Source organism: Paenibacillus tianjinensis, assembly GCF_017086365.1.
In the GTDB taxonomy this organism is placed as follows: Bacteria; Bacillota; Bacilli; order Paenibacillales; family Paenibacillaceae; genus Paenibacillus_AQ; species Paenibacillus_AQ tianjinensis.
In genome coordinates this window covers 3,788,788-3,810,241 of the sequence record NZ_CP070969.1, presented here as the reverse complement: position 1 = coordinate 3,810,241, position 21,454 = coordinate 3,788,788, and the positions used below count along the sequence as shown (strand labels likewise).

Genomic DNA, 21,454 nt, shown 5'->3' with positions numbered 1-21,454 from the left:
CCCATAAGCGGTTTATGCGATGGCTTTAAAAATAGATTCATAATCAGTATTATTAATCATGCATTGAGATTCGAAACGGGGTGCCTTTTTTGTTCAAAATCATGTTGGTCGAAGATGATGTTACTTTATTTAAAGAGATAAGGGAGCGCTTATCCCAATGGTCCTATGAGGTATACGGCATCACGGATTTCTCCAAAGTACTGCAGGAGTTCACGGCGGTTAAACCGGAGCTTGTCATCATTGATATCCAGCTGCCGCTATATGACGGGTTCCATTGGTGCCGGATGATCCGGGCGCATTCCAATGTGCCGATTATCTTTCTCTCCTCCCGCGATCACCCGAGTGATATGGTTATGTCCATGCAGCTTGGCGCGGACGATTTCATGCAGAAGCCGTTCCATTTCGAGGTGCTGATCGCCAAAATCCAGGCTACCCTGCGCCGGGTGTACAACTACAGCAGCGAACGGACGGAGCTGAAGACATGGCGGGGGGCGACGATTGAATATGTGAAAAATACAGTTACAAATAGCCTCGGTGCCGCTCTGCTCACCAAAAATGAAATGTTCATTCTAAAAATACTGGTGGAGCGTAAGAATCAGATTGTCGACCGTGAGGAACTGATCAAAAACCTTTGGGACAATGAGCATTTCGTGAGCGATAATACGCTGACTGTGAATGTGAACAGGCTGCGCAAAAAGCTGGAGCCGCTGGAGCTGGACGCTTTTATTGAAACCAAGGTCGGGCAAGGTTATATGGCGACCGAAGAGGCGGCGTTATGATCACCAAATACATAAAAGAGAAGCGGAGCTGGCTCTGCCTGCTTGCCGGGATTCAAGTGATGATCCTGTTTGTTGCTTTCGTGGATGCTTCCATACCCTTTCTGCCGCTTCTCTATATTGTTCTGCTGAATGTGCTGGTTTGTACGGCGTTTGTGTTCATCCGATTTCAAAAGGAGACCCGGTTCTACAGGGCCGTCAAAGCCTGGGACCAGGTATATGATCTTGAGGCGTTTGACGAAGCGGACAGTCCGTTTGAACAGATTGTGCAGGAGGCAGTAACCGCCCAGACAGAACGCTACCGCCGGGAATCCTCTATGAGCTTCCGGCTGCTGGAGCAGGAGAAGGATGACCTCCTGTCGTGGATCCATGAGGTGAAGACCCCGCTCACTGCGATGCAGCTGATGATTGAACGCCTTCCGGATGAAACGCTGCGGAGCCAGATCATGTACGAATGGCTGCGGATACATCATCTGCTCGACCAGCAGCTTCATCAGAAGCGTATTCCGTTTATGCGCAATGATCTTTTCATTGAGGACACCGGACTTGAACCAATCCTTAATCAAGAGATCCGGGCGCTGAAGTCCTGGTGCATTCCCAAAGGAATCGGGTTCGATGTGTCGCTAGAGGCGAAAACGGTGCTTACTGACGGGAAGTGGCTCGGGTTCATGCTCCGGCAATTGCTGACGAACGCCGTGAAATACAGTGAAGCTTCGGATATTGCAGTTAGGAGCTGGGAAACGGATGGACATGTTGTACTGGTCATTGAAGATCAGGGGAGAGGGATCGATCCCAAGGATCTGCCGCGTATTTTTGACAAGGGCTTCACCTCCACACTGGGCAGGCAGGAAGGGGCGGCTACCGGCATGGGCCTCTATTTGACGAAGCAGGTGGCGGAGCCGCTGCTGATTGGCATCCGGGCGGAGTCGGCACCCGGGAAAGGCACAACATTTACACTGACCTTTCCGCGGGAGAATGATTTCGTGAGGCTTGCCGGCCACTGATTGCAGGCATTATCTTCGGAGTCCGGTTTCACGGATAGATATCATTCAGCTCATTCGCCGACATTAACCCGGAGCTGTACAGATTCAGATATTCTTCGGAAACACTCTGATTAAAGATCAGCATATCGTCAGAATTGATAGTTACGGGTACTCCGGCATCATACAGGGCCCGGACGGGATGGGTGGAGTAATTATCTGTCCGGCCGAGCATCACATTGCTGGTCGGGCACACATTTAAGGTAATGTTATGCCCGGCAAGCCAGTTCATGACTTGGGGAGACTGCGCTGCGGCGATTCCATGATGAATCTCCTGGAGCTCCAGCTCTTCGACGGCTTCCATTACATCATCGGCTGTGCCGAATTCACCGGAATGAGCTTTTAGAATGAGCCCGGCCTCCTTGGCCCGGCGATAGAGAGAGCGGAAATTTCCTATCGGCTGGGCCAGCTCAAGACCGCAGATATCAACGGACTTGAACCAGTGATAGGACAGGATTTCATCCAATCTGTCCAATGCTTCGTCAACATTATCACGGCTGTCAAATGCCAGCTCCGGCAGGAATTGTGTGTGCGGCGCATAATGATGACTCAAGCCGTCCATTGTATGTATGAATGACTCCATACCTCCGAGGGCATCAATTTCATCTATCCCGTAGCTCAGGGCCAAGCGTTCAATCCCGTCATCAGCAGCCTGGACGAAGGAAGCCTCAATTCGTTTCAGATAGCCTTGGATACCCGGGCAAAGGCTTTTTACATTACTGACGAACCACTCCTGCATCTCACCCAAAGATCCGAATTTGGAGGAAGGCGGCAGGATGGGGGTATTCGCCCAGTCTCCGATATACTTGATATTGCCTCCGCGCCCGGCGTGGTTATGTAAGTCGCTTTTGGGGATTCTGCGCAGCTCATCCAGCGAATGATTTTCTAGAGCATCAATGAATTGATTTTTCATTGTAACCTCCTAAGATTAGATTTGCTAACAGGTAAATTTAGGATGTGACATTTTGAATATAGCACACCAGCTATATTAGTGGAACTTGACCTTACCTGAATGGGCAGAAGTGACGGAGGGGAAGTTTGGAGCTGGAGGAGCGATAGCGCAAGGAATCTGTGAACAACAGAGGCCGGATGTCCAATCATTCTCCGCAGTTACGGCGTATGCCCATTCCCCACCTTATTTAGATAACGGGCATGTGACAATAATGTCACATGCCCGTTCATATTGTCCGGCGAATCGCAGGAAAAGAAAGCTAATCCCGCTTATGATGAAATTACAGAAAAGGAGTGGGTGAACATGGTCATTTTGCAAGCCAATAAAATCTACAAAACCTATGGTAATAAATTTAACAAGCAGGAAGTGCTTAAGGGAATTGATCTGCAGGTGAATAAAGGCGAGTTTGTCGGCATTATGGGAGCATCCGGGTCAGGCAAAACGACCCTGCTGAATGTTCTATCCTCTATCGACCGGGTCAGCCAGGGGACGATTGAGATCGAAGGCAAGGAATTTACCGGGATGAAGGAGAAGCAGCTGGCAGAGTTCCGTAAGCACCATCTCGGATTTATTTTTCAGGAATATAATCTGCTGGATACTCTGACGGTCAAAGAAAATGTGCTGCTGCCGCTCTCGATTACCGGGATTTCCAAGAAGGAGGCTCATGTAAAGTTTGAGCAGGTGGCCGGGGAGCTGGGGATTTCCGAGCTTCAGAACAAATATCCGGCGGAAATATCCGGGGGACAGAAGCAGCGGACCTCGGCAGCGCGGGCGTTCGTGCATGAGCCGAGCATTATTTTTGCAGATGAGCCTACGGGAGCGCTGGATTCCAAATCCGCTTCGGATTTGTTGAATAAACTTGCTGACATGAACAGCAAACGCCAGGCTACGATCATCATGGTTACCCATGATCCTGTAGCGGCCAGTTATTGCAGCCGGGTGGTCTTTATCCGTGACGGACAGATTTATACACAGCTCAACAAAGGCGAAGAGTCCCGCCAGTCCTTCTTCAACGACATTATCAAAACCCAGGGTGTATTGGGCGGTGTTCAGCAATGAGCCTGAACTTTATCATTTTCCGTAATCTGAAAAAGAATCTTAAAAACTATTACCTGTATGTCTTTGCCCTGATTTTTAGTGTGGCGCTGTATTTCTCCTTCGTTACGCTGCAATTCGATCCTGCGCTGGATGACATTGAGGGTTCCGTCAAAGGGGGGGCGGCTATCGGCACGTCTTCGGTGCTGCTGGTGGGGATCGTCGCAATCTTCCTGCTGTATGCCAATACGATCTTTATCAAGCGGCGCAGCCGGGAGATCGGGCTGTTCCAGCTGATCGGACTGACCAAAGGGAAGATTTTCAGACTGCTGAGCGCTGAGAACCTGATGCTGTATTTCGGATCGATGATTCTCGGTATTGCAGCCGGGTTTGCTGTATCACGTTTGATCCTGATGGTCCTGTTCAAAATCCTTGAGATCGAAGCAATGGCCAAGCTGCGGTTCTCCCCTGATGCACTGGTGCGGACGATCGTCGTCTTTGCTGCTATCTACCTGCTGATTATGCTTATGAACTATCTGTTCATCAAAGGGCAGAGTATTTTATCTCTGTTCAAAGCGGGAGCAACGACTCAGACACGCGTCCGCAAAATGCCGCTATGGGAAATCATTCTCGGACTCCTGGGCATCACCTTTATTGCCGCAGGGTATTATATTTCAACTCAGCTCTTCAGCGGCAAATTTAAGGAAATGTCCGAACTCATGACTGCGATGATTGTCATCCTCGCTCTTGTGATTATCGGTACGTATCTGTTCTACAAAGGTTCGGTCAGCTTCCTGTTCAATGCCATCCGCAAGAGCAAAAAGGGGTATCTCTCAATCAATGAGGTGCTGTCGCTCTCCTCGATTATGTTCCGGATGAAATCAAACGCGCTGCTGCTGACGATTATTACTACGGTCTCGGCGCTGGCGATTGGTCTGTTGTCCCTCAGCTACATCTCTTATTATTCGGCGGAGGCAACGGCCAAACAAAGCGCACCGCATGATTTCGGTTTTGCCCGGGCTGCAGTGAAGGAGAAATTTGTACAGGCCCTGGATGCGAAGCATATTGAGTACAAGGAGATAGATATGCATCCGGTTCGGATGGAAGTCGATGCTTCAAAGATTATGGAACATTCGGAGTTTACAGCTCCGGGGGATAATGTACTTACAACTTCTGTAGTGAGTGACAGTGAAGTCGATGGGGTGGAACTGAAACCGGGTGAGACCCGGATAGTAGGCTACGGCGGTGCGCTGGAAAAATTCATGTCACTCAGTAAAACCGGTGAGGTGGGGTTCCGGACTGTTAATGGCACGATCAAGCAGCAGCTTAACGGGATATTCGAGACTCCGGTACTGCCATTCTATTATGGGGAAGGCGGTGGAATTTTCATTGTAGATGAAACTGTATTTAAGGAACTGGTGCAAGAACGGAATCCTAAGCTGCAGAAAAAGCAGGAGGTGGCGGATTATTACGGCATTGAGTTGACCAACCGCTCACAGATCGATACGGCGAATCAAATCTATATGGACCAGAAACCGCAATCACCAAGCTTCTCCCAGTATGAATACGAGCTAAACCAGCGGACCAACATGGGAATGATGATGTTCATTGTCGGATTTCTCGGTCTGACCTTCCTGATTACCTCCGGCTGTATCCTGTACTTTAAGCAGATGGACGAGGGTGAAGAGGAAAAAAGCGGGTATACCATTCTGCGTAAGCTGGGCTTCACCCAGAGTGATCTCCTGCGCGGAATCCAGTATAAGCAGCTGTTCAACTTCGGTATTCCACTAGTCATCGGGCTGTGCCACAGCTATTTCGCAGTCAAATCGGGGTGGTTCTTCTTCGGAACCGAGATGCTCACACCAATGATTCTGGTAATGCTGCTGTATACGGTACTGTATTCGATATTCGGATTCCTATCTGTACTCTATTACAAGCGGGTAATTCGGGAATCGTTGTAAATAGTTGAAGTGAATAAGGGCAGTTCAGAACGCTTAGGGCGCTTTTGGACTGTCTTTTTCTATGCCACGGTGGAGGCAAATATCATAGACGTATTTCCAGTAATTACATATCTTTACGGAGACAAGTTTACAGAATTTGGAGGATGAGAGATGTCCATTTATTTGGTTAGACACGGCAGGGATGATGAAGGTTATCGGGGAGGCTGGAGTCAGCGGGGATTGAATGCGGAAGGGTACAGGCAGTCGGAACGGCTGGGGATCTATTTAAACGATAATAAGCAACTCTATAATATACACCGGATTGTCAGCAGTGACCTCAGCCGGGCGCTGGATACAGCAGGCGAGATTGCTGCGAAGCTCAGCCTTACAGTGGAGCCTAGCAGAGACTGGAGAGAAACCAACAATGGTGTTGTTGCAGGTATGCCAAACGAAATCGCCGATGAGCGGTACCCCGGTCTATATTTCGCCGGCCTCCGTATGGATGAACGTTACCCGGGCGGGGAGAGTCCGCTTGAATTTTATACGCGGATTAAGAATACTTTCGAACAATGGTGCCGGGAGCAGGAGGAGCAGAGTCATCGTGAAAATGTATTAGTCGTAACCCATGGCGGTGTAATAAATGTGGTCTATCATCTGGTGCGGGAGCTGGAGTGGACGAATCTGTCCAAAGCATTCCCGTCTTCGTACACAAGCGTACATAAAATTGAGCACAACAGCGGGAAATGGGAGATTCAATTAGCATATTGAGAAAGCAAAACATAGGAGGAACACAGGCATGATTGAGGAAATGATCCAGCTCGGCTCTGTCGGCATAAACGTCAGATATTCGTTACAAGAAGATAAAGAAGTCGTAGTGCTTCTTCATTTTAGCGGCGGTAATTTGCATATGTGGAATGGGATTATCCCGCAATTTGTAGAGAAGTACAGCATCATTGCACCTGATTTTCGCGGACACGGCAAATCGGATAAGCCGGAGACCGGTTATCATATCGAGGATATGGCTCACGATCTATGGTTATTACTGAAGCTGCTGCAGGTTGAGCACTGTCATATCATAGGAAGCTCGATGGGGGCTGAGATTGGTCTCAGTCTGGCTGCGGCACATCCGGAACTTGTGCAGTCGCTGATCTGCGAGGGTGCTATCTATAATGAATTTGGTAAGTACGGATTATTTAACGGAACCGCAGCAGAGATTGAACAGAAGAAAACGCTGATGCTGGCCGGGTTGTCGGATAGGCAGGAACGCGTATTTTCAACCATAGAGGAGTACATCGGCGCGGAGCGTGCAGAACTGACAGAGCAAGGGTATTGGAATGAACATTTTCAGATATTCTTCGAAAATAGTCTGCAGCAGCTGGAAGACGGAAGTTATACCTGCTGCTATAAGAACCATGTGCGAACCGAGTATGTTCAAAAATACTGGGACGTGAAGTTCGAAGACTACTACCAGAACGTAAAATGCCCTGTACTGTTTCTTCCCAGTGAGAAAGAGTGGGCGAATGAGCAAATACGAAGCAGTCTCTATTATTTTGCCGGGCTGCTCGACCGGTATGAGATTGAATGTATAGAAAACTCTGAGCATGCCTATGTCTGGCTGATGCAGCCGGATGAAGCGGGTCAAGCGGCATTGAAATTTATCAGTAAATATAACATGTGATCTGGAAACCGGATTGCTTTCTGACGAATGCAATAAATAAGGCTGATGTGGATCAGGCAATCCGGATTTTATATAATACACAGCTCCCCTTCAACGGTTATTTGGCAAGCCTTGGTCTGATCAGTTTTTATCCGGCCAGGCAGCTTGGCAGGTTTGCTCTTCAGGATAAAGGGACTGTTACCGGGGGCGGAACAGCAACCGGACAGAATCCGGGGCTGGACTGACATAATTGCCGGGTGAATTCCGGGTCTAGCTTGGCGAGCTCTGCAAAATAGCTGCTGATGATGTGATTAAGGCCGATAGCGCCATTCTGGAAGGTGAGCGTGTTGAGCGCCGGAACATGACTGTAGTAGTAACGTTTTTCCCGTTTGGGCAGCTTATAGATGGTCGGGGGAGCATAGGTTACGGCGTCAAAGGTATTGGCGATACGGTAGCTGCTGCGTACATACATAGTGAATGCTTTTTTGAAGGCCGGATCACCGACACGGGGTGAACCATAGGTGTACAGCAGGGGTGAAGAGAAGACAGTGTTGGCTGCAACATCGACTGCACAAAGGGTAGCAAGTGCTGCACCGAGGCTGTGGCCGGTGATGATTAAGGTCTTGCCGGGTGGCAAGCCGTCGAGCACAGAGATGATCTCACTCCTGGCTGAAGAATAGATGTCGGTGAACCCGCGGTGGGTCAGGCAGTCTTCCTTGATATATTTGAATCTTTTTTGCGAAGCGATAATGTCGGAAATCCAGTTGGTGGTCGAGCTGGTTCCCCGAAAGGCAATAATAATTTCCTCTGGTGATTCCAGGATGAATCCGAACCTTTCCCAGATGTTTCCTACCGACTTGGCCATAATTGTATATTTCAGCGAGTAATTAAACGGCACCACGAATGATCCGTCGGGATTATTGAATTGCACATAGGTCTGACTGCATACAGCCGCCAGAAAGGTTGCCCGCTGCTCAAAGGTTATATTGTTGCCCATCTGCATCCCGCCCTTCTATCTTCCAACTATGTATGCTGGATTAGGCGAATGGGTGCATGTTCCCTTCAACCGAAGCGGCTCTGATCACGATTCTTCAGGCAGGGGGATTTTCCAGTACTTCCTGCCGTCAGAGGTTCTGCCCAGAAGGCGGCTGTCAACCAGCTCTCTCCGTAAAAAGCAGTGATCATTAAAGGTGTGATTGTCTTTGATAATCTCATTGACCTCTGCCTCGGTATACTCCACACCATCAGCAAAATTTGTACTTAAATACTCTACAACGATTCTTTGATTGGTACGTTTGGCGGGCCAACTGCGCAGCTTACGGTCACAGTCCAAAAAATTATCCAGTTTACTCTTCATTTTTGTGATCCTCCATTTTAACTGATATTTAATTTTATTATAGTCTAATTATATATACATCTAATTAGAATGCAAATGTATTTTTCTTGGCATAGTTAAAATTAAAATATTTGTAGGCTTGATGAATGTTTAGCTGCACTACACACGTTCATATGGGATAATTATCCTAAGTAGAACAAGCAATGGAGGATGAAAGGGAATGCAGATAGCCAATAAGACAATGGTTGTAACCATTGCTTTACTGTTAAGCCTGACCGGGTGCTCTAATTTCGGTGTGGAGGGGGACGTTCAGGCGGATCATCAGGAAGCTAGCTCTACGGTTGCTGCTGTTCATGAGTATGACTTATCTACTCTTGCCTTGGAGCTGCCTGCTGGCTGGGAGCTGGATACGGGGGATCAAATGAATTATTTGCTGAAAAATGACCGGGGTGAAAGAGTAGGGCGAATCTCTTCAAGTCCATATGTAGCTGATTTTGAATTTAAGCATGCACTGCCTAATCACAGCTCGGTCATAAACGATGAAACAATAAACCTGCCTGCGGGGGTTTGCAGATTAATTACCCTCGATGCTGATAACGGGCCCGCAGCATCCGGCGCGACCGGAACTCATAATACATACTACGGGATTGTAACCATCAAGGATAAAGTGATATATATTCTGGAGTTTACTAATCTGGATAAAGATCCGCAGAGCAAACAGCAGTTCATTGATCTCCTGAACAAGATTTCGCTGAAGGAACCGGTCAGCCGGCAATGACAATTCCGTCAATACGGTGCACGAACTGTCGGAGCCTGGCGGCGTGATTTTGTTAATCTGGACTTGAGGAAAGGAGGAAGCTGCATGAATCCGCTGGAGGATATGAATAAGGCACTCACTTATATTGAGGGGCAGCTATCGGGTGAAATTGACTATAAGGAAGCAGCAAGGCGGGCGATGTGCTCGGAATATCATTTTAAGCGGATGTTTTCATTTCTGGCCGGAATCCCGCTGTCTGAATATGTGCGCCGCAGACGCTTGACGCTGGCAGCCTTTGAACTGCAGCATAGTTCCTTAAGGGTCATCGATATCGCTGTCAATTACGGTTACAGTTCACCTGATGCCTTTACCAAGGCTTTTCAGCTGTTTCATGGAGTAACGCCTTCTGAAGCCAGAGTGAACGGTCAGCTGCTCAAGGCCTTTCCTCGGATGATATTTCAATTAACAGTCCAGGGAGGAAATGAAATGAATTACCGTATGGAAGAGAAGGAAGCGTTCCGCATTGTAGGTCTTCATAAAAGAGTGCCGATTATTTTCGAGGGAGTAAATCCGGAAATTGCGGCGATGTGGGGAAGTTTGAATATGGAGATGATCAGCCAGCTTAAAGCTCTCTCCAATATAGAACCCCAAGGAATGATCAGTGCATCTGTGAATTTCCCGGAGGGCCGGATGGAGGAAAAGGGGGAATTGGATCATTATATCGGCGTGGCTACGACACTGGATTGTCCAGAGCCCTTCTCGCAGCTTGAGGTGCCTGCCGCTACCTGGGCTGTATTTGAAGCCGTGGGTCCTTTTCCAGATACACTGCAAAACGTTTGGGGAAGAATCTATTCTGAATGGTTCCCTTCCTCACATTATGAGCTGGTGGAAGGCCCGGAGATGTTATGGAATGAGAGTAAAGATACATCATCACCCGCATACAGAAGTGAGATTTGGATCCCTGTTGTGAAAAAAATTGAGCAGAACAACTAGAAGCTCCACACTCCAGATACATTTTGTGTACACTTACTTTAAGCAGCAGCTTAATTTAGTTAGAGGTGTCTGAGAACATGCATATGAAGATGACCATAAGCAGGCTAAAGCCTGAGGATAAAGAGGCGGCAGCCCGGATTTTTGAAATTTCAATTAAGGAGGCTTTTGAACAGGAGGGGCTTGGCGATTTACGCGAGGATATTCAACATGAAATTGAGGGGAAAAGCAAGCTTGTCCTGAGCTCGCTCTCGGGGGACAACCCGGACACCTTGTTTATGCTTGCCAAGCTGGACGGTACAGCAGCCGGGACCATTTCCTTCGGTCCCTGTGGAGAGGATATCCGGGTATGTACAGGCGGTGAGCTGGATGGTACAGGTGAGCTGGGCAGTTTATACGTATTGCCGCAGTTTCAGGGCCAGGGGGTGGGCTCAGCGCTGATTAAAAGCATGGCTGCGTGGCTTAAGAGGCAGGGGATACAGCAATTTTGCCTGGACAGCGGGTATAAGCGCGCGCAGCAACGATGGCTCAGAAAGTTCGGGGCGCCGTATAAGACGGTTCAGGACTACTGGGGCCTTGGCAATGATCATATGATATGGTTATGCGATGTGAAAGACTATATAGAGACTGCCCAATAACCGCGGATTAACGGTATTCTAAATGGAGATTGTCACTGTCAAAGTACACAAGATCTCCTTGTTCATAATGCCATACCGCTTTTAGGTGAGTGGGCTGCCGGACGCCACCGATTATTCTGTAGTTATCCATGTAGGCGGTCCATTTCACCTTTTGTTTTGAACCATCCATCCCGATGGCCGTGCGGTCTTCTGTCGTGAAAGAGCTGCATTCCCCGTTCTCGCGAAAACTGAATATTCCGCTGGCTGTAATGCCGTAACGGGAAATAGTAGCTTCCGCATGCAGATCATCTACCCTCTTCCAGGTAATGTAGCTTTGCAGTGCAGCGCTTGGCAGCAGCATAACCTCTGACAGAAAGGTGACCAGACTCGCCTGATCCATTTCCCCGCCACGCTGGTTAAATAGAGTAAATGTCTTGCCGAGAACGCCCTTCATGCCGCCTTCACCCCCTACATAGGAATCCAGTCCCTGAAAAGGGACACCATACATCGAAGTGTCAATAAAGGCTATTCTGGCGGGCTGATCTATGAAGTTGTATTGGGTGTAGTCTATGGTGATAGCCGGCTTGCGTGGGCTCAGGATGAAATCAACCTTACGGAAGACGGCTTTCATCGAGGACATCTGGGGAATTCCGGTAAATCCGGCGGTTTCAAAATACTTCCGGACAGGCGGCGGCAGCGCAGCCCAATCCTCCTTGGTGAATACTTTATTCGACGCACTTGGTGCATCCTTGAGCAAACCGGAGGCTAATTTTTGGAATTCAGCCTTGGTTTTGGAGTACGGAATTTGCCAAAAGACAACTGTAGCGGTAACGAGACTAACAAAAATAATGATCAGCAGAATCATAAGGGTTCTACTCCTTTTCTTCATCTGGGGAGCCAGCTTCCATCCGGGTAATGTTATCAGTGAGCTTGGTCAGACCCGTGAACAGTCCGCTGGTCAGCTCCGCATTGAAATCCTGGAATAAATCGTCCATAAACTGTTCTTCCTCCCGGTTTCTACCCGCAAAATAAACCATACATTCTTCGGTAAGCCTCACACGCAGAATCCGTGCATCCTTTTCATCCTTAGAGAGCGTCACAAATCCCTGCTTCTCCAGCAGAAGGGCCATTTTCTTGACATTTTGCCTGGAGCTTCCGATCATCGCAGCCAGATCGCTTAAGGCCGGTGCAGGTGAGCCGCTCTTTAAAATAACGGCAATCAGCAACCACTGTTTCATTGTGATCTTCTCATCCAACTGGTCACCCAACACCTGAAGACGGTTAGCGAGCGTAAGGAAGGCGCCGAGGATGTAAGCCTGCTGTTCTTTTAAGTCCATTAGTTTCTGCTCCTTTCATAAAGGTAACCTATTACACATTTATTATATGTAACAGGTTACCTTTTTGTCTACGATTATTTATTCCGGTTTCTACATCCGGGGGCGGAGGGCAAAATGGTCTTGCAGACCGTTAAGCAGTTCCATAATCAGGCTTATAATGAACAGGACTGAAGGGCTGAAGAAATACATACACGTTTATATTCAGTTTAAATAAGGGATTTATGATCCTTATATATTAGTTGTGTAGGAGGAGTAGCAAATGAGTCAACAAACCAAAAAAACGCCGCAGCAAGCAGCATTAGCCATTGAAGCGCAGGGGCTGGTCAAGGTGTTCGGAGACAACCGTGCGGTAGACGGGGTGGATCTTCAGGTAGCCACCGGTTCCATCTACGGGGTGCTCGGGCCTAACGGCGCCGGGAAAACGACAGCGATCCGTATGCTAGCAACCTTATTGCGCCCGGATGCCGGATCCGCCAGAATCTTCGGGCATGATGTGGTGAAGGAGCCGCAGATCGTACGGCAATTGATTGGGGTAACCGGACAATACGCATCCGTCGATGAGTCGCTTAGCGCAACCGAGAATCTGGTGATCTTCTCCCGGCTGCTTGGACTGGGCCGTGCGGAGTCCCGGCGTAAAGCTGCGGATCTGCTGGAGGAATTCGGGCTGACCGAAGCCGCCAAACGCCCGCTCAAGCATTTCTCCGGTGGGATGCGCCGCCGGCTGGATCTGGCCGCAAGCCTGATCGCCCAGCCGCCGCTGATCTTCCTGGATGAGCCGACTACGGGGCTTGACCCGCGCACCCGCAACCAGATGTGGGATACGATCCGCCGGTTGGTAGGCTCAGGTTCAACGGTCCTTTTGACCACACAGTATCTGGAGGAAGCGGATCAGCTGGCAGACCGGATAGCGGTTATTGACCATGGAAGAGTGGTTGCCGAAGGTACCGTTGATGATCTGAAATCCTCTGTTGGCAGCTCATCGCTGCACTTAAGAGTGGAGAATCCGCAGCAAATGATGGTTGCCCGGCAGACTGTTGAACGGGTGCTGCGGGTTCAGGCCGCTGTATCCGCAGAAGCTGCCAAGATTACTGCGCCGATGGGCAATGCGGATCAGGTAACCGATCTGCTGATTGCGCTTCGTGCTGCGGGAATCCCCTTATCCGAAATGAGTGTACAGAAGCCGACCCTGGACGAAGTTTTTCTGTCCCTGACTGGTCATGGTGTAGAAGATAATGCAGCACAGGTATCCGAAAAAGATAATAAAGCAGGGGGACAACAATATGAGCACATTAATTAAGCCGGGGGCTGAGCGCCAGTTGAAGAATCACTCCAGCTTCGGCCAGGCGGTTCGCAATTCCCTGACAATGGCTTACCGGGGGCTGCTTAAAATCAAGCGTACCCCTGAGCAGCTGTTTGATGTAACGTTTCAGCCGATTATTTTCACCCTAATGTTTACCTATATCTTCGGCGGAGCGATCTCTGGTGACGTGGTGAGCTACTTGCCGGTAATCATCCCAGGAATTCTGGTGCAGACGGTCATTACCACCTCCATCGTTACTGGCGTGCAGCTTCGTGAGGACATGGAAAAAGGGGTGTTTGACCGCTTCAAATCATTGCCGATCTCGCGGATTGCGCCACTTGCAGGAGCTTTGCTCGCTGATACGGTCCGCTATACCATCGCAACGGTGCTTACCTTCGTTATGGGGTATCTCATGGGTTATCGCCCCGAGGGCGGCATCGGTTATGTGGCGATTGCTGCGCTCCTGGTGATCGGGTGCTCGTGGGCCATCAGCTGGATCTTCGCGTTCTTCGGTGTAATTGCCCGTACGGCTTCAAGTGTGCAGGGGATATCCATGATTGTGCTGTTCCCGCTCACGTTCCTATCCAATGCCTTTGTGCCGGTCGATACTATGCCTGACTGGCTCCAGTGGTTCGTTAATATCAACCCTATTTCCCATCTGGTTACGGCTGTCCGTGAATTAACCAATAGCGGTACAGCAGGTTCGGATCTTGTCTTCTCCCTGGTCGGTGCAGCGGTTATTGTGGCTATCTTTGCACCCATCACCGTCCGCGCTTACATGCGCCGCACATAATTTTCATAGGCCATCCAGAGTCGAACCACACTCAGAGGTACCTCAAAAAGCTTCTGCAGCATCTGCTGCGGAAGCTTTTTTTGCGGGATTGACAGATGATGGAATGAAGGGTATTATGATTTTGGATTTAGTAAATTAGTAATTTAGTAAATTAGTAAATTTAATTGGAGCGTGTAGAGATGAAAATTCCAACCACCCTAAAACATAAACCTGTGATCGTATCCGAAAATTATGAGCAAGTTGACGGCCGTTATGCCGGCAATACAGATGCCCAAGGGCTGTCCCTCGGCTTAGCCCAGTGGAATGACCGGGGAAAGGTCGATATCTCAGCTAAAGTATGGAGACATACAGGGGAGAAGTGGTCTAGACAATCGGAGGAACTGCCAATGCACCGTGTGCTGGATCTGGCGATCCTGATCTGCAGAAGCAGCTTATATTTCCAGGATGCTTACCGTATGCCCAAAATGTATGATCCGGAGAACACGACGATTGACCGTATCGGACTGCAGGGAGATGCCATGAATGTGGCTGTGTGTACCGACAATCCAATGATTGATAATGACATAAAGCTGTTTGCCCAAGCGCTTGGCGAAGACGGTGAAATGATCGGTGAACGGCTAAGTGTATTGTCCCGGGTATTGAAGGAAATGGGCTATTAGGACGACAAAATTTTGAGGAGAGAACAATATGGACAAGAGCAAACGCAAGGAGCTTCAAGAGGAATACAAGCAGATTAAAACATACATGGGTGCCATCCAAATCACCAACAAACTAAGCGGTAAAATCTACATCGATACCTACTCCAACCTGAAGAACAAATGGTTTACCCTCCAGATGCAGCTGGATATGGGCCGGTTCGCAAATGCAGAGCTCCAGAAGGACTGGAAAGCGCTTGGAGCAGAGAATTTCAGCTATGAAGTGCTGGAGGAGAAGGAAACTGACGAAATCGCCGATGTGAAATGGGAATGCAAGGTGATGCTGAAACGGTGGTTGGAGCAATTGCAGCCGTATGAAGACAAAGGCTACAATAAACCACTGCAGAGATAATAGGAATACGGCTGATAGGGCTCCCCCGGGAACATTATCGGCCGTTTTTTTAGTCTTCACTTCAAACTCATACGTGAGATAGATCAGCATCTACCGAAACTTCCAAATTTAGGGGGCGTATTAAAGGGTAACGCGTGAGAAGGAGGTTCTGAAATGGCAAACGGGGCAACAAGGTTTTTTAAGAGTTTTTCCAAAAATATAAAAGAGTTAACAGCAGCAGCCCCCTATCAGGTGAATGGCCTGCGTGTGATCTGCGTGCACTGTCAATATGATAAATTCGATCATGGCTATGCGCAGTTGAATACCGCTTTACTTAGTTTCTTGAATCTTGATTTCGCCAACCGTTCAGCGAATATTTTGACCTGCGACCGCTGCGGGTATATTCATTGGTTCAATAAAGACATAAAGAAGGTGCGGACATGACCAGCAAGCGCAAATTTGCCGGATTCGGTGCGTGTTTACTGTCGGTAATCCTGCTGTTCACCGCATGTGATTCCAAGTCCGAAAAGCTGTCCGTTAAGGAAGCTGAAACAATTATTCAGGAGTTGCTGGGTCAGCAGAAAGACAGTCTGGTTAGTGATCTGAAGGAGATTACACCCCCTGAGGTCTGGTCAGAGACCAAACATCAGATTTTTAAAGACAGCAGCAGCTTAGAGACCTTTGTTGTCACTGAAGGGAAGGCTGCAGTGCTGGGAAATGGGTTCGGTGCTTCCGCACTGAAGATTTAATATTGAAGCGGGAAGGCCGCAATATAATTGCTTATCAGATTGATAACATGCAGAATAAAGAGGACGTGCACGAAGCTCTGCTGAAATACCCCTCGAAAAAGGATATTCAATCGATGGAGCTTAAGCAGGACGGCGTTCTCTTCCTGGAGAATAATCAGCTGTTCTATGAAGCTGTAGATGTGAAGTAACCGGGACACTGCTTTTTCATAACAGAGGTTTGGAGATGATTACATGTTCCTGCGAAGTGTGGAGATTCTACCGAAAAAGGATACGGATCTTTCCCGCTATCCATTTACCATTTCAGCCCTGAAAAATCTGCACCGTCTTGAATTCAAGACGAATGTTACCTTTCTGGTTGGCGAAAACGGCTCAGGAAAGTCCACTCTGCTCGAGGCAGTCGCTTATCAGTGCGGATTCAATACGGCAGGCGGAGGCAGGAACAATACTTACGAGGTAGATGCTTCCCAGTCGGCGCTGGGAGATCACCTGCGTTTATCCTGGCTGCCCAAGGTAACCGACGGCTTTTTTCTCAGGGCGGAGACCTTTTACCACTTTGCTTCACATATCGATACGATGCCTTCCAGCTTAAGATTTTATGGGGGGCAGTCATTACATGAACAGTCCCATGGTGAGGCGTTTTTGTCGCTTTTTAAGCACCGTTTCGGAAAAAAGGCGATCTATCTGCTGGACGAACCCGAAGCTGCGCTCTCACCAGCCCGGCAATTGTCATTACTTCGTATCATTAAGGATCTGGAAAAAGAAGCCCAGTTTATCATCGCTACGCACTCCCCGATTCTGCTGGGCTATCCGGATGCCCAAATCCTGAACTTTGACAGCCAGCCTGTCGGGGAGATTCAGTACGAAGACACACTGCACTACATCTTAACCAGGCGTTTTCTCGAAAACCGTAAGGCAGTATTGCGGGAGCTGTTCAGCGATGAATAGGTTCGTTATTAGAGCAGCAAACCTCCAGATCGTGGAGGTTTGCTGCTTTTTGCGGCTACGAGACGGAGGGGGATTTTGGAACTGTAGGAGTGGTATAATGGACAAGAGAATGAACACTGCAGGAGGAAAGAACAACAATGTCCAAAGAATATTCGCGCATGTATATTGAAAGTGTAAAGCAGGAGCTGCTAAGCCGGCTTGGCCTGAAGCAGGTATATTTTAAGGGTCAAGCGGGCGATGATCTGCTCTATGAGGCATCCGGCTTTGACAGAGGGACATCACATAAATTTTGTGTCAGAACCAAAACCGGAACCGTCGATGAATCGGTTGCCGGGAAGTGGATGAAGGTCCGTGGCTTTACGATTAAGAGCAAGGAACTGAATTAACCTGAGGAATATCAGAGGAATTCTCCGAACAACTGGTCCAGTACCGCATTATTGACACCAAGCTTACCCTGCCAGCCGGCCCATGGCATCTCCATATCGGAGCGTCCCCGGGTATTGTTCAAATGAAGCTCCCCATTCAACATTTCTTCTGTATTCGTCCACTGACCGGGGGTAAGCGTCAAGATCTGATTCGGCAGCACACCTAGCACAGCAAGCGATTGCAGAATACCCCGGCGCGTACCCGCAGTACCTTTAAGCAGCCGGGAGGAAGTCAGCCGTTTCTCGAATTGACCGGGAGTTTCGTCAGGCGGTGCTGAATCAAGGCTTTCGATAAGCTGTCTGAAAAGCTCAATATTCGCTGCTGCCGGTACAATAGGGCTGTGCTCCAGCAGCTCCGCGATCTCCGTTAAATCAGCGTATGCTCCTGTAGTGCTGCTGCCATAAACATTGCCTAAGTGGAGGGTATAACGGATGTAAGAAATATTCTCCCATTGGTCTTTATGAAATCCGCAGGTTTTGCAGCAAATGAAGCGCTTTGCTTGAACATATTCATGTTCCTTCATCTGGAGCATCCTGTGATAGCTCATGAGGGGAGATATGCCTCTAGGGAAGCTTCCGCCTACACCTGCTATGAACGCTCCCGCTATCCCTGACCATGACAACCGCTCATCCGATTGAAGGGCCATCAGCTTCCGGTTCCCTTCATCATGGGTGATCCATTCCAGTTCATTTGCTTCCCATCCATATTGCATGAGTAGCCTGCGCTCTTCAAGGCTTAAGCTATCCAACCGGTACAGACTGACGCCGCGCTCTGCATCATACCCGGAATTGTCATAACGGTACAGCTTCTTTAATGCAGCCAGCGTTTTTTTGTCCATCAGCAAGTCCTCCAATATAATACGGGATCTATTGACTACTAGAATAATGGAAGATTGGGTTTCTTACAAGAAAAGGGGGCTATAGATGAAGACTTTTAAGCTCGAGACGAACCGGTTAATGATTAGGGAATTCACGCATGGCGATCTGGAAGAAGTACATGCCTATGCGTCAGATCCGTTAGTGGCCAAATATATGATCTGGGGCCCGAACTCAGAAGCGGAGACAAGAGATTATCTTAACTTGACTATTGATATGCAAAAGCAATCTCCCCGGCGGGGTTTTGAATTCGCAGTGGTATTGAAAGCTACGAATCAGTTGCTGGGCGGATGCGGACTTCATCTCAGTGACCCGAAGCAGGGGGAGATCGGGTATTGTTTTAATCCGCTGTTCTGGAAGCAGGGCTATACGAGTGAGGCGGCGGAAGCTCTGCTGAAGCTCGGTTTCCGGGAGTTTGGGTTGCACCGGATTTACGCGACCTGCCGCCCGGACAATATCGGTTCTGCGAAAGTGATGCAAAAGATCGGAATGGTTTACGAGGGCCATTTGCGTGAACATATGTGGCATAAGGGTGGATGGCATGACTCCTATCTGTATTCGATTCTTGAACATGAGTACAAAGGCTGACCTGAATAGTAAGAAAATGGATTTAAAAACCGTATTTCTTAAGGAGGAACGATATGGAAGTTTTTGCAGAATATTTAGCGAAGATTGATCATCCGGAACATCTGGCACGCGTGGAAGAAGTGTTGGCTTGGGTAGCTGATTCCTTTCCCGGCTTGACACCCAAAATTGCCTGGAATCAGCCCATGTTTACCGATCACGGCACATATATTATTGGCTTTAGCGTAGCCAAACAGCATATGGCGGTTGCCCCTGAACTCGCAGGGATTAATCATTTCTCTGATAAAATTGTGCAGGCCGGCTATGATCATACCAAGCAGCTGGTGCGCATCCGCTGGGAAAAACCGGTGGATTATTCCTTACTGAAGGAAATGATCGAATTCAATATTGAGGATAAAAAAGATTGTTCAACTTTTTGGCGGAGTTCCAAGTGAAGGCCAAGATTTAGACCGATTTAGATCAACAGTATGTTAATCCATTGTGCGTCTTTCACAAATATATATTAAAATTGTAAAAATAGTAAAATTATATGCTTTGCTATATTTTTCTATGCTATTCTAGTTGCGACCGCCATTGGTCATATCCTAAGAATAGAGTGGAGGAATGTTAATGCTTCATAGCTTCCCGCGTCTGCGCAAAACCTGGACGAGCCTGGCCATTGCCGCAGTTCTGGCAGCGTCTTTAGGTATCCCGTCCCTGAAGGTCAATGCGGAAGGACCGTCTGATCCGGCTCCGAGTATCACCCCGGCTACAGCAAACGGAAAGAAAGTTCTGTTCGATAATACGCATGCCCAGACCGCTGGTGCTGCGGATTGGGTCATCGATGGAGCCTTTTCGGATTTTGCGGGCGGTTTGGCGGGTGCTGGCTATTATGTGCAGGAATTGCGTAAAAGCACTGCGATTACATTGTCGGATCTGTCCGGCTACGACGTGTTTGTGATTCCGGAAGCTAACATTCCTTACAAAACATCCGAGCAGGCAGCGCTGCTCAGTTATGTAAATGCCGGGGGCAGTATTTTCTTTATCAGTGATCATTACAATGCGGACCGGAACAAAAACCGTTGGGATGCCTCCGAGGTCTTTAACGGCTACCGGCGGGGGGCCTGGAGTAGTCCTGCACTTGGTATGTCTGCGGAGGAAGCGGCTTCGTCCGCCATGTCTGGCGTTGCTAGCTCAGATTGGCTGTCGACTAACTTTGGCGTGAGATTCCGCTACAACGCGCTAGGTGATGTTGTTGCCAACAACATTGTGGCCCCGGCCCAGGCTTTTAATATTACAAGCGGAGTTTCCACAGTTGCCGTTCACGCCGGTTCAACGCTTGCTATTACCAATCCGGCAAAGGCGAAAGGAATCGTCTATGTGCCGACCACAGCTACGGCCTGGTCGAGCGCAGTAGATGCCGGTGTATATAACGGCGGCGGAGTTGCGGAAGGGCCGTTTGTTGCTGTGGCCAAGGTAAGCGCAGGCAAAGCAGCATTTATCGGGGATTCCTCGTCGGTAGAGGATGCTTCACCCAAATACAAGAAAGAAGAGACCGGCGGTACCAAAACCACCTATGACGGCTATGCAGAAGAGGATGATGCCACCCTATTGCTCAACATGGTCAACTGGTTAGCAACGAAGGAAAGCTATACCTCACTTTCTGCGGTACCCGGGCTTACCTTGGATACAGCCACTACACTGTCCAGTTGGGAAATACCTGCTAACTCCACCCAGCCGGTGGCAGAGCCATGGGCAACTCCGGCTTCCGGATACAAATGGTATGACCCCTCTACGTTTAAAAGTGGTTCTTATGGTGTAGCTGCACCATCTACCACTAACCCGGCATATGTATTTGAACATCAGGCGACACTGCCCAATCAATATGAATTCCAGGTGAAAGTTATCCTGTCAGGTTTGACAGCCAACTCAACAACCTCCGGCTACAGCTTGGGCATCTACAACGGCTCTGGAACGCAGGTTGCGAAGATCAAGAACAGCGACGGTTCCTGGCCGTCTTCCTATGGCTACAGTTCGGCTTTCTCGCTTACGGCTGATTCTAGTGGTGTTGCCTCCAAAACATTAACCGTGTCCATCAACCCGAACATAACCGGTGCGGCCAGTATGCGTCTGCGATTGAACAGTACGGCAAAATACACAGAGTCAGTGACGATTGCGAACGTACCGGTCGAGTAAATATCTCTCAGAGCAGCCGGGTATCTCCCGGCTGTTTTTTGTGTTTGGAACTGATTCTTTGTGATGTCCTTCTATTGAGAAACTCGGATGCTGATGGCAATAAAAAACACGGAGCGCAAATGGTTATGCACTCCGTGTTTTAA

Annotated in this window: 27 protein-coding genes; 21 read left to right on the top strand and 6 right to left on the bottom strand. The window is 48.8% G+C overall.

The window, feature by feature from the left end:
• The first annotated feature begins 89 nt into the window (after positions 1-89).
• Together JRJ22_RS17315 and JRJ22_RS17310 are read left to right on the top strand one after the other, a co-directional pair.
• Positions 90-779, top strand: coding sequence for a response regulator transcription factor (locus tag JRJ22_RS17315; protein ID WP_206100704.1), 690 nt, complete (start codon positions 90-92; stop codon positions 777-779).
• Positions 776-1,780, top strand: coding sequence for a sensor histidine kinase (locus tag JRJ22_RS17310; protein WP_206100703.1), 1,005 nt, complete (start codon positions 776-778; stop codon positions 1,778-1,780). The genes JRJ22_RS17315 and JRJ22_RS17310 overlap by 4 nt, the downstream gene beginning before the upstream one ends.
• A gap of 28 nt (positions 1,781-1,808) precedes the next feature.
• On the opposite strand, the gene JRJ22_RS17305 is transcribed toward JRJ22_RS17310, so the two are convergent.
• Positions 1,809-2,729: an amidohydrolase family protein gene (locus tag JRJ22_RS17305; protein ID WP_206100702.1), complete on the bottom strand. Its 921-nt coding sequence runs from the start codon at positions 2,727-2,729 to the stop codon at positions 1,809-1,811.
• Between the two features lie 342 nt (positions 2,730-3,071).
• Between JRJ22_RS17305 and JRJ22_RS17300 the strand changes: the two genes are divergently transcribed.
• From JRJ22_RS17300 to JRJ22_RS17285, 4 genes are all read left to right on the top strand, one after another.
• The gene (locus JRJ22_RS17300; RefSeq protein WP_206100701.1) at positions 3,072-3,827 is read left to right on the top strand and encodes an ABC transporter ATP-binding protein; all 756 of its coding nucleotides are present in this window, start codon (positions 3,072-3,074) and stop codon (positions 3,825-3,827) included.
• Entirely contained in the window at positions 3,824-5,764 is a 1,941-nt protein-coding gene (locus JRJ22_RS17295; protein WP_206100700.1) for an ABC transporter permease, read from the top strand. The genes JRJ22_RS17300 and JRJ22_RS17295 overlap by 4 nt, the downstream gene beginning before the upstream one ends.
• 150 nt (positions 5,765-5,914) lie before the next feature.
• Positions 5,915-6,511 carry a histidine phosphatase family protein gene (locus JRJ22_RS17290; protein ID WP_206100699.1) on the top strand — a complete coding sequence of 199 codons (597 nt, stop codon included), beginning with the start codon at positions 5,915-5,917 and terminating at the stop codon, positions 6,509-6,511.
• Positions 6,512-6,539: 28 nt separating this feature from the next.
• The gene (locus tag JRJ22_RS17285; RefSeq protein ID WP_206100698.1) at positions 6,540-7,421 is read left to right on the top strand and encodes an alpha/beta hydrolase; all 882 of its coding nucleotides are present in this window, start codon (positions 6,540-6,542) and stop codon (positions 7,419-7,421) included.
• A gap of 160 nt (positions 7,422-7,581) precedes the next feature.
• Here JRJ22_RS17285 and JRJ22_RS17280 read toward each other — a convergent pair whose 3' ends face one another.
• Together JRJ22_RS17280 and JRJ22_RS17275 are read right to left on the bottom strand one after the other, a co-directional pair.
• The gene (locus tag JRJ22_RS17280; RefSeq protein ID WP_408637839.1) at positions 7,582-8,397 is read right to left on the bottom strand and encodes an alpha/beta fold hydrolase; all 816 of its coding nucleotides are present in this window, start codon (positions 8,395-8,397) and stop codon (positions 7,582-7,584) included.
• Between the two features lie 84 nt (positions 8,398-8,481).
• A complete protein-coding gene (locus JRJ22_RS17275) occupies positions 8,482-8,757 on the bottom strand; it encodes a DUF2087 domain-containing protein (RefSeq protein ID WP_206100696.1) in 276 nt (91 codons plus the stop codon).
• Positions 8,758-8,956: 199 nt separating this feature from the next.
• Between JRJ22_RS17275 and JRJ22_RS17270 the strand changes: the two genes are divergently transcribed.
• The 3 genes from JRJ22_RS17270 to JRJ22_RS17260 all read left to right on the top strand — a co-directional run bounded on the left by JRJ22_RS17270 (position 8,957) and on the right by JRJ22_RS17260 (position 11,121).
• Positions 8,957-9,514 carry a hypothetical protein gene (locus tag JRJ22_RS17270; RefSeq protein ID WP_206100695.1) on the top strand — a complete coding sequence of 186 codons (558 nt, stop codon included), beginning with the start codon at positions 8,957-8,959 and terminating at the stop codon, positions 9,512-9,514.
• 84 nt (positions 9,515-9,598) lie between these two features.
• Positions 9,599-10,486 (top strand): AraC family transcriptional regulator, encoded by an 888-nt coding sequence (locus JRJ22_RS17265; RefSeq protein WP_206100694.1) that lies wholly within the window; start codon positions 9,599-9,601, stop codon positions 10,484-10,486.
• Between the two features lie 65 nt (positions 10,487-10,551).
• Positions 10,552-11,121, top strand: coding sequence for a GNAT family N-acetyltransferase (locus JRJ22_RS17260; RefSeq protein ID WP_232380873.1), 570 nt, complete (start codon positions 10,552-10,554; stop codon positions 11,119-11,121).
• Positions 11,122-11,128: 7 nt separating this feature from the next.
• Here JRJ22_RS17260 and JRJ22_RS17255 read toward each other — a convergent pair whose 3' ends face one another.
• Entirely contained in the window at positions 11,129-11,965 is an 837-nt protein-coding gene (locus JRJ22_RS17255; protein WP_206100693.1) for a DUF6544 family protein, read from the bottom strand.
• 7 nt (positions 11,966-11,972) lie between these two features.
• Positions 11,973-12,437: a MarR family transcriptional regulator gene (locus JRJ22_RS17250; RefSeq protein ID WP_206100692.1), complete on the bottom strand. Its 465-nt coding sequence runs from the start codon at positions 12,435-12,437 to the stop codon at positions 11,973-11,975.
• A 259-nt stretch (positions 12,438-12,696) separates the two neighbouring features.
• On the opposite strand from JRJ22_RS17250, the gene JRJ22_RS17245 reads away from it, so the two are divergent.
• The 9 genes from JRJ22_RS17245 (at position 12,697) to JRJ22_RS17205 (ending at position 17,636) form a co-directional block, all read left to right on the top strand.
• Entirely contained in the window at positions 12,697-13,734 is a 1,038-nt protein-coding gene (locus JRJ22_RS17245) for an ATP-binding cassette domain-containing protein (RefSeq protein WP_206100691.1), read from the top strand.
• A complete protein-coding gene (locus JRJ22_RS17240) occupies positions 13,718-14,530 on the top strand; it encodes an ABC transporter permease (protein WP_206100690.1) in 813 nt (270 codons plus the stop codon). The genes JRJ22_RS17245 and JRJ22_RS17240 overlap by 17 nt, the downstream gene beginning before the upstream one ends.
• Positions 14,531-14,709: 179 nt before the next feature.
• On the top strand, positions 14,710-15,189 hold the full coding sequence (locus JRJ22_RS17235) for a DUF6530 family protein (protein WP_206100689.1): 480 nt from the start codon (positions 14,710-14,712) through the stop codon (positions 15,187-15,189).
• Between the two features lie 28 nt (positions 15,190-15,217).
• A complete protein-coding gene (locus JRJ22_RS17230; RefSeq protein WP_206100688.1) occupies positions 15,218-15,577 on the top strand; it encodes a GIY-YIG nuclease family protein in 360 nt (119 codons plus the stop codon).
• A 153-nt stretch (positions 15,578-15,730) separates the two neighbouring features.
• A complete protein-coding gene (locus tag JRJ22_RS17225; RefSeq protein WP_206100687.1) occupies positions 15,731-16,000 on the top strand; it encodes a hypothetical protein in 270 nt (89 codons plus the stop codon).
• Positions 15,997-16,305: a hypothetical protein gene (locus tag JRJ22_RS17220; protein ID WP_206100686.1), complete on the top strand. Its 309-nt coding sequence runs from the start codon at positions 15,997-15,999 to the stop codon at positions 16,303-16,305. The genes JRJ22_RS17225 and JRJ22_RS17220 overlap by 4 nt, the downstream gene beginning before the upstream one ends.
• Before the next feature lie 47 nt (positions 16,306-16,352).
• On the top strand, positions 16,353-16,493 hold the full coding sequence (locus JRJ22_RS17215; protein WP_206100685.1) for a hypothetical protein: 141 nt from the start codon (positions 16,353-16,355) through the stop codon (positions 16,491-16,493).
• A 43-nt stretch (positions 16,494-16,536) separates the two neighbouring features.
• Positions 16,537-17,250, top strand: a complete 714-nt coding sequence (locus JRJ22_RS17210; protein WP_206100684.1) for an AAA family ATPase — start codon at positions 16,537-16,539, stop codon at positions 17,248-17,250.
• 137 nt (positions 17,251-17,387) lie between these two features.
• Positions 17,388-17,636 carry a hypothetical protein gene (locus JRJ22_RS17205; protein ID WP_054941180.1) on the top strand — a complete coding sequence of 83 codons (249 nt, stop codon included), beginning with the start codon at positions 17,388-17,390 and terminating at the stop codon, positions 17,634-17,636.
• Positions 17,637-17,647: 11 nt separating this feature from the next.
• On the opposite strand, the gene JRJ22_RS17200 is transcribed toward JRJ22_RS17205, so the two are convergent.
• Entirely contained in the window at positions 17,648-18,514 is an 867-nt protein-coding gene (locus JRJ22_RS17200) for a hypothetical protein (protein ID WP_206100683.1), read from the bottom strand.
• An 85-nt stretch (positions 18,515-18,599) separates the two neighbouring features.
• On the opposite strand from JRJ22_RS17200, the gene JRJ22_RS17195 reads away from it, so the two are divergent.
• The 3 genes from JRJ22_RS17195 to JRJ22_RS17185 all read left to right on the top strand — a co-directional run bounded on the left by JRJ22_RS17195 (position 18,600) and on the right by JRJ22_RS17185 (position 21,311).
• Entirely contained in the window at positions 18,600-19,139 is a 540-nt protein-coding gene (locus JRJ22_RS17195; RefSeq protein ID WP_206100682.1) for a GNAT family N-acetyltransferase, read from the top strand.
• A gap of 53 nt (positions 19,140-19,192) precedes the next feature.
• The gene (locus JRJ22_RS17190) at positions 19,193-19,570 is read left to right on the top strand and encodes an iron chaperone (RefSeq protein ID WP_206100681.1); all 378 of its coding nucleotides are present in this window, start codon (positions 19,193-19,195) and stop codon (positions 19,568-19,570) included.
• A 175-nt stretch (positions 19,571-19,745) separates the two neighbouring features.
• Positions 19,746-21,311 carry a DNA-binding protein gene (locus tag JRJ22_RS17185; protein WP_206100680.1) on the top strand — a complete coding sequence of 522 codons (1,566 nt, stop codon included), beginning with the start codon at positions 19,746-19,748 and terminating at the stop codon, positions 21,309-21,311.
• Positions 21,312-21,454 lie beyond the last annotated feature (143 nt).

What these genes read in the sequence shown, in the direction of transcription:
- JRJ22_RS17280 (WP_408637839.1), bottom strand. Translation starts at nt 8,397, where the DNA reads ATGGGCAACAATATAACCTTTGAGCAGCGGGCAACCTTTCTGGCGGCT.
- JRJ22_RS17310 (WP_206100703.1), top strand. Translation starts at nt 776, where the DNA reads ATGATCACCAAATACATAAAAGAGAAGCGGAGCTGGCTCTGCCTGCTT.
- JRJ22_RS17235 (WP_206100689.1), top strand. Translation starts at nt 14,710, where the DNA reads ATGAAAATTCCAACCACCCTAAAACATAAACCTGTGATCGTATCCGAA.
- JRJ22_RS17215 (WP_206100685.1), top strand. Translation starts at nt 16,353, where the DNA reads ATGCAGAATAAAGAGGACGTGCACGAAGCTCTGCTGAAATACCCCTCG.
- JRJ22_RS17195 (WP_206100682.1), top strand. Translation starts at nt 18,600, where the DNA reads ATGAAGACTTTTAAGCTCGAGACGAACCGGTTAATGATTAGGGAATTC.
- JRJ22_RS17225 (WP_206100687.1), top strand. Translation starts at nt 15,731, where the DNA reads ATGGCAAACGGGGCAACAAGGTTTTTTAAGAGTTTTTCCAAAAATATA.
- JRJ22_RS17185 (WP_206100680.1), top strand. Translation starts at nt 19,746, where the DNA reads ATGCTTCATAGCTTCCCGCGTCTGCGCAAAACCTGGACGAGCCTGGCC.
- JRJ22_RS17200 (WP_206100683.1), bottom strand. Translation starts at nt 18,514, where the DNA reads ATGGACAAAAAAACGCTGGCTGCATTAAAGAAGCTGTACCGTTATGAC.
- JRJ22_RS17210 (WP_206100684.1), top strand. Translation starts at nt 16,537, where the DNA reads ATGTTCCTGCGAAGTGTGGAGATTCTACCGAAAAAGGATACGGATCTT.
- JRJ22_RS17220 (WP_206100686.1), top strand. Translation starts at nt 15,997, where the DNA reads ATGACCAGCAAGCGCAAATTTGCCGGATTCGGTGCGTGTTTACTGTCG.
- JRJ22_RS17295 (WP_206100700.1), top strand. Translation starts at nt 3,824, where the DNA reads ATGAGCCTGAACTTTATCATTTTCCGTAATCTGAAAAAGAATCTTAAA.
- JRJ22_RS17240 (WP_206100690.1), top strand. Translation starts at nt 13,718, where the DNA reads ATGAGCACATTAATTAAGCCGGGGGCTGAGCGCCAGTTGAAGAATCAC.
- JRJ22_RS17255 (WP_206100693.1), bottom strand. Translation starts at nt 11,965, where the DNA reads ATGATTCTGCTGATCATTATTTTTGTTAGTCTCGTTACCGCTACAGTT.
- JRJ22_RS17265 (WP_206100694.1), top strand. Translation starts at nt 9,599, where the DNA reads ATGAATCCGCTGGAGGATATGAATAAGGCACTCACTTATATTGAGGGG.
- JRJ22_RS17305 (WP_206100702.1), bottom strand. Translation starts at nt 2,729, where the DNA reads ATGAAAAATCAATTCATTGATGCTCTAGAAAATCATTCGCTGGATGAG.
- JRJ22_RS17245 (WP_206100691.1), top strand. Translation starts at nt 12,697, where the DNA reads ATGAGTCAACAAACCAAAAAAACGCCGCAGCAAGCAGCATTAGCCATT.
- JRJ22_RS17230 (WP_206100688.1), top strand. Translation starts at nt 15,218, where the DNA reads ATGGACAAGAGCAAACGCAAGGAGCTTCAAGAGGAATACAAGCAGATT.
- JRJ22_RS17190 (WP_206100681.1), top strand. Translation starts at nt 19,193, where the DNA reads ATGGAAGTTTTTGCAGAATATTTAGCGAAGATTGATCATCCGGAACAT.
- JRJ22_RS17290 (WP_206100699.1), top strand. Translation starts at nt 5,915, where the DNA reads ATGTCCATTTATTTGGTTAGACACGGCAGGGATGATGAAGGTTATCGG.
- JRJ22_RS17205 (WP_054941180.1), top strand. Translation starts at nt 17,388, where the DNA reads ATGTCCAAAGAATATTCGCGCATGTATATTGAAAGTGTAAAGCAGGAG.
- JRJ22_RS17250 (WP_206100692.1), bottom strand. Translation starts at nt 12,437, where the DNA reads ATGGACTTAAAAGAACAGCAGGCTTACATCCTCGGCGCCTTCCTTACG.
- JRJ22_RS17275 (WP_206100696.1), bottom strand. Translation starts at nt 8,757, where the DNA reads ATGAAGAGTAAACTGGATAATTTTTTGGACTGTGACCGTAAGCTGCGC.
- JRJ22_RS17270 (WP_206100695.1), top strand. Translation starts at nt 8,957, where the DNA reads ATGCAGATAGCCAATAAGACAATGGTTGTAACCATTGCTTTACTGTTA.
- JRJ22_RS17285 (WP_206100698.1), top strand. Translation starts at nt 6,540, where the DNA reads ATGATTGAGGAAATGATCCAGCTCGGCTCTGTCGGCATAAACGTCAGA.
- JRJ22_RS17300 (WP_206100701.1), top strand. Translation starts at nt 3,072, where the DNA reads ATGGTCATTTTGCAAGCCAATAAAATCTACAAAACCTATGGTAATAAA.